Origin of the sequence: Pseudomonas brassicacearum subsp. brassicacearum (genome assembly GCF_008801605.1) — a bacterium.
In the GTDB taxonomy this organism is placed as follows: Bacteria; Pseudomonadota; Gammaproteobacteria; order Pseudomonadales; family Pseudomonadaceae; genus Aquipseudomonas; species Aquipseudomonas brassicacearum.
In genome coordinates this window covers 115,371-129,984 of the sequence record NZ_VZPJ01000016.1, presented here as the reverse complement: position 1 = coordinate 129,984, position 14,614 = coordinate 115,371, and the positions used below count along the sequence as shown (strand labels likewise).

At 59.9% G+C, this 14,614-nt stretch carries 11 protein-coding genes; all 11 read left to right on the top strand.

What is annotated here, in order from left to right:
• Window positions 1-1,165, top strand: a 1,165-nt coding sequence (locus F7R20_RS27220; RefSeq protein WP_209311823.1) for an RNase A-like domain-containing protein, incomplete at its 5' end; no start/stop codon positions are given.
• The gene (locus F7R20_RS27215) at window positions 1,162-1,473 is read left to right on the top strand and encodes a contact-dependent growth inhibition system immunity protein (protein WP_013694294.1); all 312 of its coding nucleotides are present in this window, start codon (window positions 1,162-1,164) and stop codon (window positions 1,471-1,473) included. The genes F7R20_RS27220 and F7R20_RS27215, both read left to right, overlap by 4 nt.
• A gap of 666 nt (window positions 1,474-2,139) precedes the next feature.
• Complete coding sequence (locus F7R20_RS27210; RefSeq protein ID WP_003205956.1) at window positions 2,140-3,393, top strand: cystathionine gamma-synthase family protein; 1,254 nt, start codon at window positions 2,140-2,142, stop codon at window positions 3,391-3,393.
• Between the two features lie 151 nt (window positions 3,394-3,544).
• The gene (locus F7R20_RS27205) at window positions 3,545-4,975 is read left to right on the top strand and encodes an amino acid permease (protein WP_003205955.1); all 1,431 of its coding nucleotides are present in this window, start codon (window positions 3,545-3,547) and stop codon (window positions 4,973-4,975) included.
• 59 nt (window positions 4,976-5,034) lie between these two features.
• Complete coding sequence (locus F7R20_RS27200) at window positions 5,035-5,919, top strand: LysR substrate-binding domain-containing protein (protein ID WP_003205954.1); 885 nt, start codon at window positions 5,035-5,037, stop codon at window positions 5,917-5,919.
• A 31-nt stretch (window positions 5,920-5,950) separates the two neighbouring features.
• Window positions 5,951-7,315 carry a threonine synthase gene (gene thrC / locus F7R20_RS27195; RefSeq protein WP_003205953.1) on the top strand — a complete coding sequence of 455 codons (1,365 nt, stop codon included), beginning with the start codon at window positions 5,951-5,953 and terminating at the stop codon, window positions 7,313-7,315.
• Between the two features lie 11 nt (window positions 7,316-7,326).
• Window positions 7,327-7,764 (top strand): Lrp/AsnC family transcriptional regulator, encoded by a 438-nt coding sequence (locus F7R20_RS27190; RefSeq protein WP_003205952.1) that lies wholly within the window; start codon window positions 7,327-7,329, stop codon window positions 7,762-7,764.
• A gap of 891 nt (window positions 7,765-8,655) precedes the next feature.
• Window positions 8,656-9,714 carry a homoserine dehydrogenase gene (locus tag F7R20_RS27180; RefSeq protein WP_003205949.1) on the top strand — a complete coding sequence of 353 codons (1,059 nt, stop codon included), beginning with the start codon at window positions 8,656-8,658 and terminating at the stop codon, window positions 9,712-9,714.
• Window positions 9,711-11,123, top strand: a complete 1,413-nt coding sequence (locus tag F7R20_RS27175; RefSeq protein WP_003205948.1) for an aldehyde dehydrogenase family protein — start codon at window positions 9,711-9,713, stop codon at window positions 11,121-11,123. The genes F7R20_RS27180 and F7R20_RS27175 overlap by 4 nt, the downstream gene beginning before the upstream one ends.
• A gap of 226 nt (window positions 11,124-11,349) precedes the next feature.
• On the top strand, window positions 11,350-12,354 hold the full coding sequence (locus tag F7R20_RS27170) for a hypothetical protein (RefSeq protein WP_003205946.1): 1,005 nt from the start codon (window positions 11,350-11,352) through the stop codon (window positions 12,352-12,354).
• Between the two features lie 581 nt (window positions 12,355-12,935).
• Entirely contained in the window at window positions 12,936-14,210 is a 1,275-nt protein-coding gene (locus F7R20_RS27165; RefSeq protein ID WP_042956422.1) for a glycoside hydrolase family 68 protein, read from the top strand.
• Window positions 14,211-14,614: the final 404 nt, after the last annotated feature.

Genomic DNA, 14,614 nt, shown 5'->3' with positions numbered 1-14,614 from the left:
ACACTTCTGCCACGACCCGGCCGGCAACCTGCTGATGCAGGACCGCCCCGGCCCGACCACCCTCAAGGGCAACCGCCTGCTGAAGGAGGGCGACCGCCACTACGACTACGACGCCTTCGGCAACCTGCTCCGCGAACGCCGCGGCCAGGCCCTGGTCGGCGCCTACCGCTACGACAGCCAGCACCGCCTGATCGGCGTCACCACGGCGGATGGCCGCGAAACGTCCTACCGCTACGACGCCTTTGGCCGACGCATCAGCAAGACCGTGGACGGCCTGACCACGGAATTTTTCTGGCAGGGCGACCAGGTCGTCGCCGAAAACAGCCCACGCCACCACCGCAGCTACGTCTACGAACCCGGCACCTTCCGCCCACTGGCGATGCTTGATGGCGAAGGCCCGGAAAAAGCCACGCCGTTCTACTACCACCTCGACCACCTGGGCACGCCCCAGGAACTGACCAGCTTCAGCGGCCAGATCGTCTGGTCGGCGCGCTACAACGGCTACGGCCAACTCACCGAACTCCAGCACGGCGGCGGCGAACAGCTGGAACAACCGCTGCGCTTCCAGGGCCAATACTTCGACCCCGAAAGCGGCCTGCACTACAACCGCCACCGCTACTACAATCCCGAGACTGGCCGCTATCTGACGCCTGATCCGAGCAAGTTGGCGGGTGGGCTCAATGGGTACCGGTACACCCTGAACCCGACGGGGTGGGTGGATCCGTTGGGGTTGGCATGTCAGTGTCCTGGTGATATTGAGGCTGATGGGCCGTTCAGCGAAATTGTGCCGGGAGGAGGGTTGGCTGCGCATGAGGCTCGTGGTGGGCATCTGATTGAGAAGCATATTGGCAGAACAAATGCTCAGTTGGCTCAGAGACTGGAGGCAGAGCCGCATATCCCCGCAGCCTCTACGTTTCCTGATAGATCTACTGCTGAGTTTTCAGCGGCGAGAGCAATAGCGGCAAATGAACAGAAAATCGAAAATTTCTTAGCTGGGCCAAAAGAAAAGACAACTATTAAGAATACGTTTAGCCAACCAGTGGGAGTCAGTCTGTTAAATGGTCGTACCGATTATCTACCCGCGTCAAAAGTATTGTTGGTCTTGAAGAAAGACCAACGAAGTCCAACAGGATATTTTTTGCTGACAGGATTCCCGGAAGTATGAATACAGAATTTCCTGAACTACATGATTTTTTTGGGGCCTATTTCCACCAAGATTGGTCCGCCGAGCATGAATCCGCTGAACAAGTCCTCGAAGCCTTTCTAGCAGAGTCAGACGTCGAGATACTGAAGGCTGTTCAGCAAGAGCTAAGTATCCTGCTTGGCAAAAAGAAAAATGAATTGGAGTTGAAAGAGTATTTGTTGAAAGAGTTAAGTTGCTATTACAGTTACTGGAATACATGGGAAGCCGGCGAGGTGTGGTTGCGGCATATCGCTAGCAGGCTGAACTTTACAATTGATAGTCTTTGCTGAGTTGTGATTAATCACAGAACAGCTTTGGCGGCGAGATACTTTTGATCGTTCCCACGCTCCCGCGTGGGAATGCATCCCGTGACGCTCTGCGTCACCTTCCAGAAGCGGAACGCGGAGCGTCCCTGGCGACATTCCCACGCAGGAGCGTGGGAACGATCGATAACCTGTGGCGAGGGAGCTTGCTTCCGCTGGGCCGTGGTAGGAGCTGCCGAAGGCTGCGATCTTTTGATCTGGATCTTTCGCTTGATACTCAACTGGCTTTGGAAAGATCGCAGCCTCGCTTTGCTCGACAGCTCCTACGGCGCAGCCGAGCGGGAGCAAGCTCCCTCGCCACGATGATTCACACAGCCTTTAAGTCAACGGTCGCCTGTAGAGCAGGCGCTCACGCATTCTCGATGCCACCACAACTCCAGTGTGGGAGCGAGCTTGCTCGCGATAGCGGAGGGTCAGTCACCCTCAAAGGCAGCTGACCCACCGCCATCGCGAGCAAGCTCGCTCCCACAGGTTTATCAGTGACTTGCAGGTTGCTGCTTCGCACTCAGCCATTAAAAAAACCACCCCTTTGGCACCGATAACATCGTTTCTCGGGCGCGCGGCTTTTCCCTATATTGGCCCTCAGATTCGGTGGATGGCTCAACGTCCACCCCCTCAGTGTGAGTAGCCTCAATGAACAATAAACCTGACAGCACAGGGCTTGATAACGCGGGAGCAGGGACCCGGGCGGTTTGGGGTGGGGAGCAAGTCAGGCACCCCTACAACGCCACGCAAACCCCTATCGTGGCCAGCGCCGCGTACGGTTACGACGACATCGATGTCTGGTACGACGTCGCCTTGGGCAAGGCCCCCGGTTTTATCTACAGCCGCATGAGCAACCCGACCGTCGAGACCCTCGAAGCCAAGATTCGCGAGCTGGAAATGGCCGAGTCCGCCGTGGCCTTCAGCAGCGGCATGGCGGCGATCAGCAGCGTGCTCTACACCTTTCTGGCCCACGGCGATCGCGTGGTGTCGACCAAGGACAGTTACGGCGGCACCAACAAGATCTTCGAAGAGTTCCTGCCGCGCACCGGCGTGGCGGTGACCTTGTGCGAGACCTTCGATCACGACGATCTGGAGCGTGAAATCGCCAAGGGTTGCCAGGTGCTCTACCTGGAAACCCCCACCAACCCCACCCTGAAAATCCTCGACATCCCGCGCCTGGTGGCAGCGGCCAAGCGTGTCGGCGCCGTGGTCGTGGCCGATAACACTTTCGCCACACCGCTGAACCAGAGCCCGCTGGCCTTGGGGGTGGACGTGGTGATTCATAGCGCGACCAAGTTCCTCAGCGGCCATGGCGACGTGCTCGGTGGCCTGGTGTGTGGCAGCGAAGCCTTGATGGCCCAGGTGCGGCATTACCGGGAAATCAACGGCGCGAGCCTCGACCCGTTCTCGGCCTACCTGATCATCCGTGGCATGAAGACCCTGGCGCTGCGCATGCGCCAGCAACAACACAGCGCCCGGGCCCTGGCCGAATTCCTCTGCACCGAACCGCTGGTGGAGGCGGTGAATTATCCCGGCTTGCCGAGCCACCCGAACCACGCCGTGGCTTGCGCGCAGATGTCCGGTTTCGGCGCCATCGTCAGTTTTGTCCTGGTCGGTGGCATGGACACGGTCAAATTGCTGCTGCCGCGCCTGCGCTTCGCCCATTGCGCGGGCAACCTGGGTGCTGTGGAAACCATCTACGGCCCGGCCCGCACCACCAGCCATGTCGAGAACACCTTGGAAGAACGCCTGGCCCTGGGTATCTCCGAAGGCCTGGTGCGGGTTTCGGTCGGCATCGAAGACACGGACGATCTATTGGACGATCTGAAACAGGCCTTCGCCTTCGTCAAGAAGACCCTCAATCCGCAGCTCAATGAAGTGCATATCGAGACCGCAAACTGAAGTTTGAAAGTTGGTACCCCACCACAAGGCCGTGAGTGGGGCGTTCATGAATAGGAATAATAATAAAGCTTAGTGGCGATGCACTTTTACTCTGCCCAATAACTTGTCGCGGACGTCAATGCGCGCCCTAACAACTTTCATGAGAACAACCATGTCCATAAAAGAACAACAACTTAATTCGCGTGCCGGTTTTAAACAGGAAATGCAGACGCGCCACATTGTCATGTTGGCATTAGGTGGCGTCATTGGTACCGGGCTGTTTCTCACGTCCGGGTATACCGTTAACCAGGCCGGCCCCATGGGCGCGGTGATCGCCTACATCATTGGCGCGCTCATGGTCTACATGGTGATGATGTGCCTGGGTGAACTGGCGGTGCAGATGCCGGAAACCGGTTCCTTCAGCACCTACGCCACGCGGTTTCTCGGCCCGGGCACCGGCTACACCGTGGCCTGGTTGTATTGGCTGACGTGGACGGTGGCGATCGGTTCCGAATTCACCGCTGCCGGCATCCTCATGTCGCGCTGGTTTCCCGACACGCCGGTGTGGATCTGGAGCGCGCTGTTTGCCGGCGTGGTGTTCCTCACCAACGTGATTTCGGTGCGTTTGTTCGCCGAGACCGAGTTCTGGTTGTCGTTGATCAAAGTGCTGACCGTGGTGGTGTTCCTGCTGATTGGCGGTGGCGCGATTCTCGGCCTGCTGAACATCGACCAGGCCCACAGCATCGGCTTGAGCAACTTCACCCGCGAAGGACTTTTTCCTACCGGCTTCATGCCGATTGCGATGACGCTGCTGGCGGTGTCCTTCGCGTTCTCCGGCACTGAACTGATCGGCATCGCCGCCGGTGAAACCAAGGACCCGCAACGCAATGTGCCACGCGCCATCCGCACCACCGTGCTGCGCCTGGCGGTGTTCTTCGTCGGGACCATTTTTGTCCTGGCGACCCTGTTGCCCCGCGAGCAGGCCGGTCTGGTCGAAAGCCCCTTCGTCACGGTGTTCACCTACATCGGCATTCCGTACTCCGCCGACATCATGAACTTCGTGATCATCAGCGCCCTGTTGTCGGCGGCCAACTCCGGGTTGTACGCCGCCTCGCGGATGCTCTGGACCCTCAGCGACCAAGGTCACCTGCCCAAGCAGTTCTCGGCCCTGACCCGCATGGGCACGCCGCTCAACGCGATCATCGTCAGCATGGCCGGCGGCGCGGCGTCGTTGCTCAGCAGCGTGTTTGCCGCCGATACCATCTACCTGGCGCTGGTGTCGATTTCCGGCCTGGCCGTGGTGGTGGTGTGGATGAGCATCGCCGCGAGCCAGATCGCTTTCCGTCGTCACTATGTGGCCAACGGCGGCGACATTCGCCACCTCAAGTTCCGCGTTCGCGGTTATCCGTGGGTGCCGCTGGGGGCGCTGGTGTGCTGCAGCCTGGCGTGTATCGGGATCGCTTTCGACCCTGAGCAGCGAGTGGCGCTGTACTTCGGCTTGCCGTTCATCGCCTGGTGTTACTTCGTGTATTACATTACCCGCAAAAGCCGCGAGCGACGCTTGTCGGTTGCCCTCGTGGCACAACCGTCCGACGCGTTCTAACGCGCGTCGACGGGGCGGGCAAACGTGCCCGGTGCGTGGGGGTCAACGAGGTACAGATCATGAAGCAAAAAACGTTGCCCCCGTTGAACTGGCTGCGGGCGTTCGAAGTGTCGGCCCGCTGCCTGAACTTCACCCACGCTGCCGACGAATTATTCTTGACCCAGGGCGCGGTCAGCCAGCAGATCCGCCAATTGGAAAGCCACCTGGGGGTGGCGCTGTTCAAGCGCTTGCCCCGTGGCCTGGGCCTGACCGAGGAAGGCCAGGCGTACCTGCCGGTGGTACAGGACGCAATCACGCGACTGGCGGTGGGCACCAACGAAATCTTTGGCCAGCACAAACGTCGGCCAATCAAGGTGCGCGGCAGCCTGGCGTTTTTCGTGCACTGGCTGGCGCCGAAACTGGTGGATTTTCGCCAGGCGCATCCCCACGTCGACATCCGCTACATCAGCAACATCTGGGTCAAGGAACTCGATGGCGAAGACGACATGGAAATCCGCTGGGGCCACGGTCAATGGCCCGGCCTGGTGTCGCAGCGCCTGACCTGGGACACCTTGTTCCCGGTGTGCTCGCCGGCCTTGATGGCGACGCTGAAAGTGCCGGCGGACGTGGCCAAGCATCCATTGCTGCATGTGCTGGGCTACGAAGAGGGCTGGGGTTACTGGCTGAAAATGGTCGGTGCCGATAGCGTCGACTCCTCGACCGGCATGCAGTTCGACACGCTGGTCTGCACCTTGCGCATGGCTGAACTGGGGCAGGGCATCGCCCTGGCGCGCTCGTCGATGGTGAGTGACATGCTCGGCGACGGACGCCTGGTCGAACCCTTCGCCCAGCGCATCGAAGCCAGCGAATCGTTCTACCTGGTGCGCAGTTCCGGAGCCGAACAGCACCCGGACGCGGCGCGGTTTTCCACCTGGCTGGTGGAGCAGGCGCATCGTTTTAAATAAGCGGTTTTTAGAAGATTATCCGGAGCTGACCATGCGCTATGTGAGTACCCGAAATTCAACCGTGCAGGTCGACTTCGAACGCGTCGTACTGTCGGCCATCGCCGAGGACGGCGGGCTGTTCGTTCCCGTCGAACTGCCGCAATTCGAACCCCAGGACATCGCCAATTGGTCGACCTTGTCCTACGACGAACTGGCCTATCGAGTGATGCGTCCGTTCGTGGGCGAGGCGATCCCCGAGGCTGACTTCAAGCGGGTGCTCAAGGAGGCCGGCAGCCAGTTCAGCCATCGCTCCCTGGCGCCGTTGCATCAAGTGGATCGCAATGAATGGGTCCTGGAATTGTTCCATGGGCCGACCCGCTCCTCGAAGGACTTTGCCGCGCAATTGCAGGCGCGACTGGTGCAGTACTTCCTGCGCAAACGCGGGCGTCGCGCCGTGGTGATTGGCGTCACCAACGGCGACACCGGCCTGGCCGCCATCGAGGCCTTCAAGCACTGCGAAGAGACCGACGTGGTGGTGATTTATCCCGAGGCCGGCGTACCGCAAGACCAGCTTCAAGACCTGCAAGCGACGGCACATCCGCGGGTTCATCAAGTGGCCGTCGATGGCAGTTTCGATGAATGCCAGACCCTGGTCACCCAACTGTTCCGACAGCATGAGGCGATCAGTTTCAATTCCAGCAACTGGGTCAGCGTCATGGCGCAGTTGGTGTTTTATTTCCACGCCGTGCTGCAACTGGGCGGCGGTCAGCGGCCCATTGGCTTCAGCGTGCCGGCGGCGAGTTTTGCCGAAGTCTATGCCGGCTACATCGCGCAGAAGATGGGCTTGCCGATCACGCAGATGATCGTTGCCACCAACCAGAATGACGCGCTGCATCAGTTCTTTTTGAAGAACCACTACTCGCGATTGCGCGCCAGCAAGACCCTGTCGCCGGCCATGGATTTGTCGATTTTTTCCAACCTGGAACGGTTTCTCTGGGAACTCTATGGGCACGACGACCAGGCCGTCAGCGCACTGATGCACACCTTCGAGACCCACGGCGAAATGACCATCGCCAACGAGTTCTGGTTGCAGGCGCGGATGATCATCGACTCGTACGCGGTCAGCGATGAACAGACGCTGGAGGAAATCACTTCGCTGCATCGCGACACCGGCTACGTCATCGACCCACACACCGCCACCGGTGTGCTCGCGGCGCGCTTGTACCGGCGCAGCCTGGTGGCGCCGATGGTGACCTTGGGCGAGATCTCCCCAGCCAAATCGGCGGTGTTGCTCGGCGAGTTGGGGATCCACATTGCGGCGCAACAACGCCCGGTTTCCGAGCACGGCCCGGCGCAGATTCATCGCATCCAGCCGGACGACCTCGGTGCCCTCCATCAACTGCTCGGCGCCCTATAACCGGAGGCCCCATGAAGCGAATTCTCGACCCCCTCGACGAACGCATCATCGCCGAACTGCGCCTCAACGCCCGCGCCGCCCACGCCGAGCTGGCGGCCAAGGTCAACCTCTCGCGCAACGCCGTACGCCAACGCATCGAACGCCTCGAACGTGACGGCGCGATCCAGGGCTACACGGTGCGCACCGGGGAGGGCGCGCACGCGTCGTCGAACATCAACGCGGTGATCTTCGTCTACCGCTACGACCGCATGCGCGGCGCCGAGGTGTTGCAGGCCTTGCAAGCCATGCCCGAAGTGCTGCAGTGCGATGTGATGAGTGGCGAGTTTGACTTGATGCTGCGAGTCGGCGCGGCGAACCCGGAGCGGGTGCACAAGGTGTGGAAAGAAATCTCGGCGTTGCCGGGGGTGGAGAACACCGTGACGTCGTTTGTGTTGTCGTCGGTGGTCTGAGCCCGGTAGTGCAGATCGTTCCCACGCTCCGCGTGGGAATGCCGCCAGGGACGCTCCGCGTTCCGCTTCTCGAGGTGAAGCAGAGCGTCACGGGATGCATGCCCACGCAGAGCGTGGGAACGATCAGGTCGCGGGGGCTGTGAACGATCGTTCCTCACGCTCCCGCGTGGGAATGCCGCCAGGGACGCTCCGCGTTCCGCTTCTGAGAGGGCGACGCAGAGCGTCACGGGATGCATGTCCACGCAGAGCGTGGGAATGCCGCCAGGGACGCTCCGCGTTCCGCTTCTGCGAGGCGACGCAGAGCGTCACGGGATGCATGCCCACGCAGAGCGTGGGAACGATCATGTCGCGGGGGCTGTGAGCGATCGTTCCTCACGCTCCCGCGTGGGAATGCCGCCAGGGACGCTCCGCGTTCCGCTTCTGAGAGGGCGACGCAGAGCGTCACGGGATGCATGCCCACGCAGAGCGTGGGAACGATCAGGTCGCGGGGGCTGTGAGCGATCGTTCCTCACGCTCCCGCGTGGGAATGCCGCCAGGGACGCTCCGCGTTCCGCTTCTGAGAGGGCGACGCAGAGCGTCACGGGATGCATGTCCACGCAGAGCGTGGGAACGATCAGGTCGCGGGGGCTGTGAGCGATCGTTCCTCACGCTCCCGCGTGGGAATGCCGCCAGGGACGCTCCGCGTTCCGCTTCTGAGAGGGCGACGCAGAGCGTCACGGGATGCATGTCCACGCAGAGCGTGGGAACGATCGAATCCACACCTACCGCTTTGCCCACCCCCTGGTCAAAACGCCCAAAAAATAGAGCAAATTGGCATATTTCACTGCCCACGCCACCTCCCTAACCTAGATCCCAACAACTCCAATCACCCGGATCAAGGACATAACAAAAATGACTGAATACAAACTGGCGCTGGTCGGCTTCGGCGGTGTGAACCGGGCATTGGCTCAACTGATTGCCGAGCGCAACCAGCAGTGGAAAACCGAGCTCGGCTTTACCCTGAAAATCGTCGGCGTGACCGACCTGTTCCTCGGTTCGGTGATGGACCGTCACGGCCTCGACGCCGCATTGCTGGCCAAACTGCCCACCACCAAAGGCGCCATGGCCCAACTGCCCGGCGGCACCGTCGATGCCCTCAATGAAGCGGTGATCAAAGACTGCGGCGCCGACATCATCGCCGAAGCCACCTTCACCAACCCGGTGGACGGCGAGCCCGCCACCTCGTTCTGCCGCTGGGCGCTGGAGCGTGGCAAGCACGTGGTCACCACCAACAAAGGCCCCATCGCCCTGCACGGCGCCGAGCTCAAAGCCTTGGCCCAGCGCAATAACGTCGCTTTCGAATACGAAGGCTCGGTCATGAGCGGCACCCCCGTCATTCGCCTCGCCAAACAGTCCCTGGCCGGCAGCTCGATCACCGGTTTCGAAGGCATCCTCAACGGCACCTCCAACTTCGTCCTCACCTGCATGGAAGGCGGCCTCGGGTTCGCCGAAGCCGTCAGCCAGGCCCAAGCCCTGGGCTACGCCGAAGCCGACCCAACGGCAGACGTCGAAGGCCACGACGTGCGCCTCAAAGTGGTGATCCTCGCCAACGAACTGCTGGACGCCAAACTCACCGTCAACGACGTCACCTGCAGCGGCATCTCCGCCCTCAGCCTCGCCGACATCGAAAAAGCCCGCCACGACGGCGCCCGCTGGAAACTCATTGGCGCCGCCACACGCCAGGCCGACGGCTCCATCAGCGCCAGCGTCGAACCGCGCCTGCTGAGCAACGACCACCCACTGGCGAGCATCAGCGGCGCCACCAACGCTGTGTCGTTCACCAGCGAACTGCTCGGCGCCGTCACCGTCTCCGGTCCGGGCGCAGGCCGTACCGAAACCGCCTTCGCACTGCTGTCGGACATCATTCACATCCACCAATCGGCAACCCGCAAACAGGAGCACAACCTGTGAACGTATCGCGCCTGGCCCTGGCGGTCGTCGAACCGCACATCGAAGTCCTCAACCCGTTTGACGGCAGCATCGTCGGCACCGTCGCCGACGTGTGCGCCTCAGAAGTCCCACACCTGCTCGAGAGCGGACGCAACGGCGCAAAAGCCTGTGCCGCACTCCCGCGTCATCGCCGCGCCAGCATCCTCGAACAAGCGGCACTGAACATCGAACGCGACGCCAAAGCCTTCGCCCGCCTGATCGTCGACGAAGCCGGCAAGACCCTCAAGCAGGCGGAAAAAGAAGTCAAACGCTGCGTCAACACCCTCAAGCTCTCCGCCGAAGAAGCCAAGCGCAACGCCGGCGAAATCGTACCGTTCGACGCCTACGAAGGCGCCGAATCGCGCCAGGGCTGGTTCACCCGTGAACCCCTGGGCCTGATCGTCGCCATCACCCCCTACAACGACCCGCTGAACCTGGTCGCCCACAAACTCGGCCCGGCCATTGCTGGCGGCAACGCGGTGATCCTCAAACCGTCCGAGCTGGCGCCGTTGTCGGCGCTCAAACTGGTGTCGTACCTGGTCGCCGCCGGCCTGCCTGAAACCGTGGTCACCGTTGCCACCGGCGGCGCGGAACTGGGCAAAGCCCTGGTCGCCGCCCGCGACGTGCGGATGATCTCCTTCACCGGCGGCTTCGTCACCGGCGAACAAATCGCCCGCACCGCCGGCCTGAAAAAACTCGCCATGGACCTCGGCGGCAACGCCCCCGTCATCGTCATGGGCGACTGCAACCTCGACGCCGCCGTCGACAGCTGCATCTCCGGCGCCTTCTGGGCCGCCGGGCAAAACTGCATCGGCACCCAACGCCTGCTCATCCACGCACCGATCTACGAAGCCTTCCGCGAACGCTTCGTCAACCAGGCCCAAGCCCTCGTCGTCGGCAACCCACTGCTCGCCAACACCGACATCGGCCCGATGATCACCCAACAAGCCGCGCAGAACGCCGAACAGGTCGTCAACGAAGCCCTGCAACAAGGCGCCACCTTGCTCTGCGGCCACCGCCGCCAAGGCACCTGCTACGCCGCCACCGTCCTGGAAAACGTCGATCATTCCAGCCGACTCTGGCGCAATGAAGCCTTCGCGCCTGTGGTGGTGTTGCAGCCGTTCGACACGTTCGATGAAGCCATCGCGTTGGCTAACGAACCTGAATACGCGCTTCACGCTGGGATCTTCACCAACGACCTCAACACCGCGATGAGCGCTGCACGGCGGATCGAAGCGGGGGGTGTGATGATCAATGATTCATCGGATTTCCGGTTTGATGCGATGCCGTTTGGCGGTTCCAAGTACGGCAGTTTGGGCAGGGAAGGGGTGCGCTTTGCGTATGAGGAAATGACCCAGCCGAAGGTGGTTTGTTTGAATACGTTGGGGTGATGGGTCAGGTCGTTGGCATCGGGCAGGTTGGTCACCTGCCCGTTTTTTTGCGGCATCCAAAAAAGCCTCGATTCTTGCGTTTCACAAATATTTTTCAGGGGCTGTCGGCCAAATCGTCCTGGCTCATCTAAGCTGAATTTTCCTGGAATATGCGCCAAGTGCCTTCTCACACGAATGCGGCCAACCCGGCTTGCGGCACCGCTCAGCAGCCAGGCGGGAGGAAAGGATGCCGAACGTGCTGGTGGTGGTCTGGGACTTCGATACACGCAGATTAAGAGTTCCCGTCGAGAATAGCCTTCTCTGCATACAGCTTAGAATCGGGGCTTTGCTGTACATGGCGAGAACTGCCTTCGCCAAACATATCGATCGACATCAACTGGATTATTGTCTTGTCGTTGCCCCCGAGTATCTTTTCTCCAAGGAAATGCCTGTCTCGTTTATTTCGGAGGAAGAAAAAGAAATCATCCGTGCAACATTGATAGATATTTCAAAGATAAATCCATGGCTGATACTGGTCCCAGGCACGACGCTTTGGTTCAAGTCAATGTTGCGTCCAGATTCCAGGAAGCTGAAAAGGGGAACCCAGCAGTTGAAATCATGGGGGCAGGCCAGAAATATCAACAAGGCAAAATATGGTGCGGAAATAGATGCGGTTGTGAATGAAATCCCGGAGCGGGACCGCATGAACAAAGGGGTTTATGGCGATTATGCAAAGACTACGAAGGAGCGGATCGCAAAAATCGAAACAGATGGTTCAGAAGCCGGCAGCGGAATCGTTAGAAATACAGGCTTCATCATTTGGAATGGAAACGTTTTTTACCAGCATAAACGTTACCCCAACATAGGAAACGATGGGCTGGAAGAACTGAATGACGCGCAGTTCTGGGAAGATAAGATATTCATGCCGGGCAGTTATCGGGAAACCCCAGCGATCCATGGGCTGCAAATGGCTTTGGAAATATGCGCAGAGCATTTCATTGGCGCGACGGTTCTGCATAAGAACAACGTCCTGGATTTCCATATCCTGGTCTCGGCCAGTATTGCTCTCGACAAGGCTCGTGTAGGCGTAAAGCCTGGGGGGTATGTGGTTCATGCAGATTCAGAGGGCAGTGCAGTTTACCGGCGCGAAGGCATGAACCTGGTTCAACTCCAAGCCATTGATGAAACCGAAATAGGCTTGTTGGGTGTTGAAGCCGGCCGCGTCAGGAGTTTTGTTTGCGCGTTTGCCTAGACCAAGCCTGACCTCGAGGTGTGAAATTCAGAGCCGCGCTTACCCCGGGTATTGAGTGGCTGAGCATTCGTGACCCACCGCCATAACAGGCATTTCACACCCCCACTGTGGGAGCGAGCTTGCTCGCGATAGCGGCACACCAGTCAACATCAAAACCACTGACTTACCACCTCGCAAGCAGCTCACCACGTCCCGCTTCCCTTCATGCCGCCGACGGCGACAAATCTAAACCCCGTGTGGCTCCCCACCCTGCATTGGCCTTTGCGCAGAACGCGCAGGCTCAGTTGACCAATCCCTCTATGCATTGCTTTCGCCCGGTGCCCCGTTACGCGCGCCTTCCACCGAGTAGCGTTCAGAGCACCGACCGTGCAGGCAACGTCGTCGATCTCCCCATGAACTAACTTCTGCAAACGTTCACAGCTGAAACGTATCAGCCCAAAGAAAAAATCCAATTATGCACAAATGCATTTTTATGCTTGACCCACATGCATAACCCCCTATAAGGTGGCTTCACTGTATGCGCATACAGTATTTCTAAATCACTATTTATTTGAATCCATTCATGGACGAGGCAATAACCTATGAAAACCACCACTGAAAAATTCGGTGTAACCCCCCATCAACCCAGCCTCTGGACCCGCGCTGATGCGTTGAAAGTCCGGGCGGATGATCCCACCACCACTCAACCGCTGGTCAGCGCGGATTTCCCGGTACTGAACAACGACGTGTTCATCTGGGACACCATGCCCTTGCGCGACCTGGACGGTAACGTGACGTCCGTCGATGGCTGGTCGGTAATCTTTACCCTGACTGCCGATCGTCATCCAAACGACCCGCAGTACCTCGACGAGGACGGTAACTACGACATCCTCCGCGATTGGAACGATCGTCACGGTCGGGCAAAGATGTACTATTGGTTCTCTCGTACCGGCAAGAACTGGGAATTCGGTGGCCGTGTGATGGCCGAAGGCGTTTCGCCGACCGCTCGCGAATGGGCCGGTACGCCGATCCTGTTGAACGACCGAGGCGAAGTGGACCTGTATTACACCGCCGTCACCCCAGGCGCGACCATCGTCAAGGTGCGTGGCCGGGTAGTGACCACTGAACACGGTGTCAGCATGGTCGGCTTCGAGAAGGTCAAGCCGCTGTTCGAGGCCGACGGCAACATGTACCAGACCGAAGCACAAAACGCGTTCTGGGGTTTCCGCGACCCATGGCCTTTCCGCGACCCGAAAGATGGCAAGCTGTACATGCTGTTCGAGGGTAACGTGGCCGGTGAGCGCGGCTCGCACAAAGTAGGCGAGGCAGAAATCGGCGATGTGCCGCCGGGTTATGAAGATGTCGGCAACTCGCGCTACCAGACCGCCTGTGTCGGCATCGCCGTGGCCCGCGACGCGGACGGTGACGACTGGGAAATGTTGCCGCCACTGCTGACCGCCGTCGGGGTAAACGACCAGACCGAGCGCCCGCACTTCGTGTTCCAGGATGGCAAGTACTACCTGTTCACGATTAGCCATACCTTCACCTATGCCGACGGTGTGACCGGCCCGGACGGGGTGTACGGTTTTGTCGCGGACTCGCTGTTCGGCCCTTACGTGCCGCTGAACGGTTCCGGCCTGGTGCTGGGCAACCCGTCCTCGCAGCCATTCCAGACCTACTCGCACTATGTAATGCCAAACGGCCTGGTGACCTCCTTCATCGACAGCGTACCGACCGACGAAACCGGCACGCAGATTCGTGTCGGTGGCACCGAGGCTCCAACGGTGGGCATGAAAATAAAAGGGCTGCAGACGTTCGTGGTGGGCGAGTACGACTACGGTTACATCCCGCCGATGCTCGACGTCACCCTCAAGTAACAGCAACGTAGGGGGTTCAGGTAGCGGGTTTGCGGTCGATGACAAAACCGTCGTGGATATGATCGAGATATCCCGCCTGATTCATTGCGACATTGCTCGCAAGCCCCATTGAACAACGCGTCGTAACCCTCTTCGCGACTGGCTGCAAGGATGCAGCCAGTCGCGAACGCATTCCCGCATTGCGCACTTGGAACGATGAGCTCTCTTAAGTAGTGCAATAGCCTGCTGCACAATTCCCCAACCGCAGCGTCGCTCCTTGCTAAATGACGCTGACGCACCGCATAACCCGCTCCGCCATTCCTACGTTTGAAATGCCTGACGCAAGCTACTCTGTGGGAGCGAGCTTGCTCGCGATAGCAGTGTGTCAGCCAGCATTTCAGCCCGCTGTTTATCGTGACTCCACG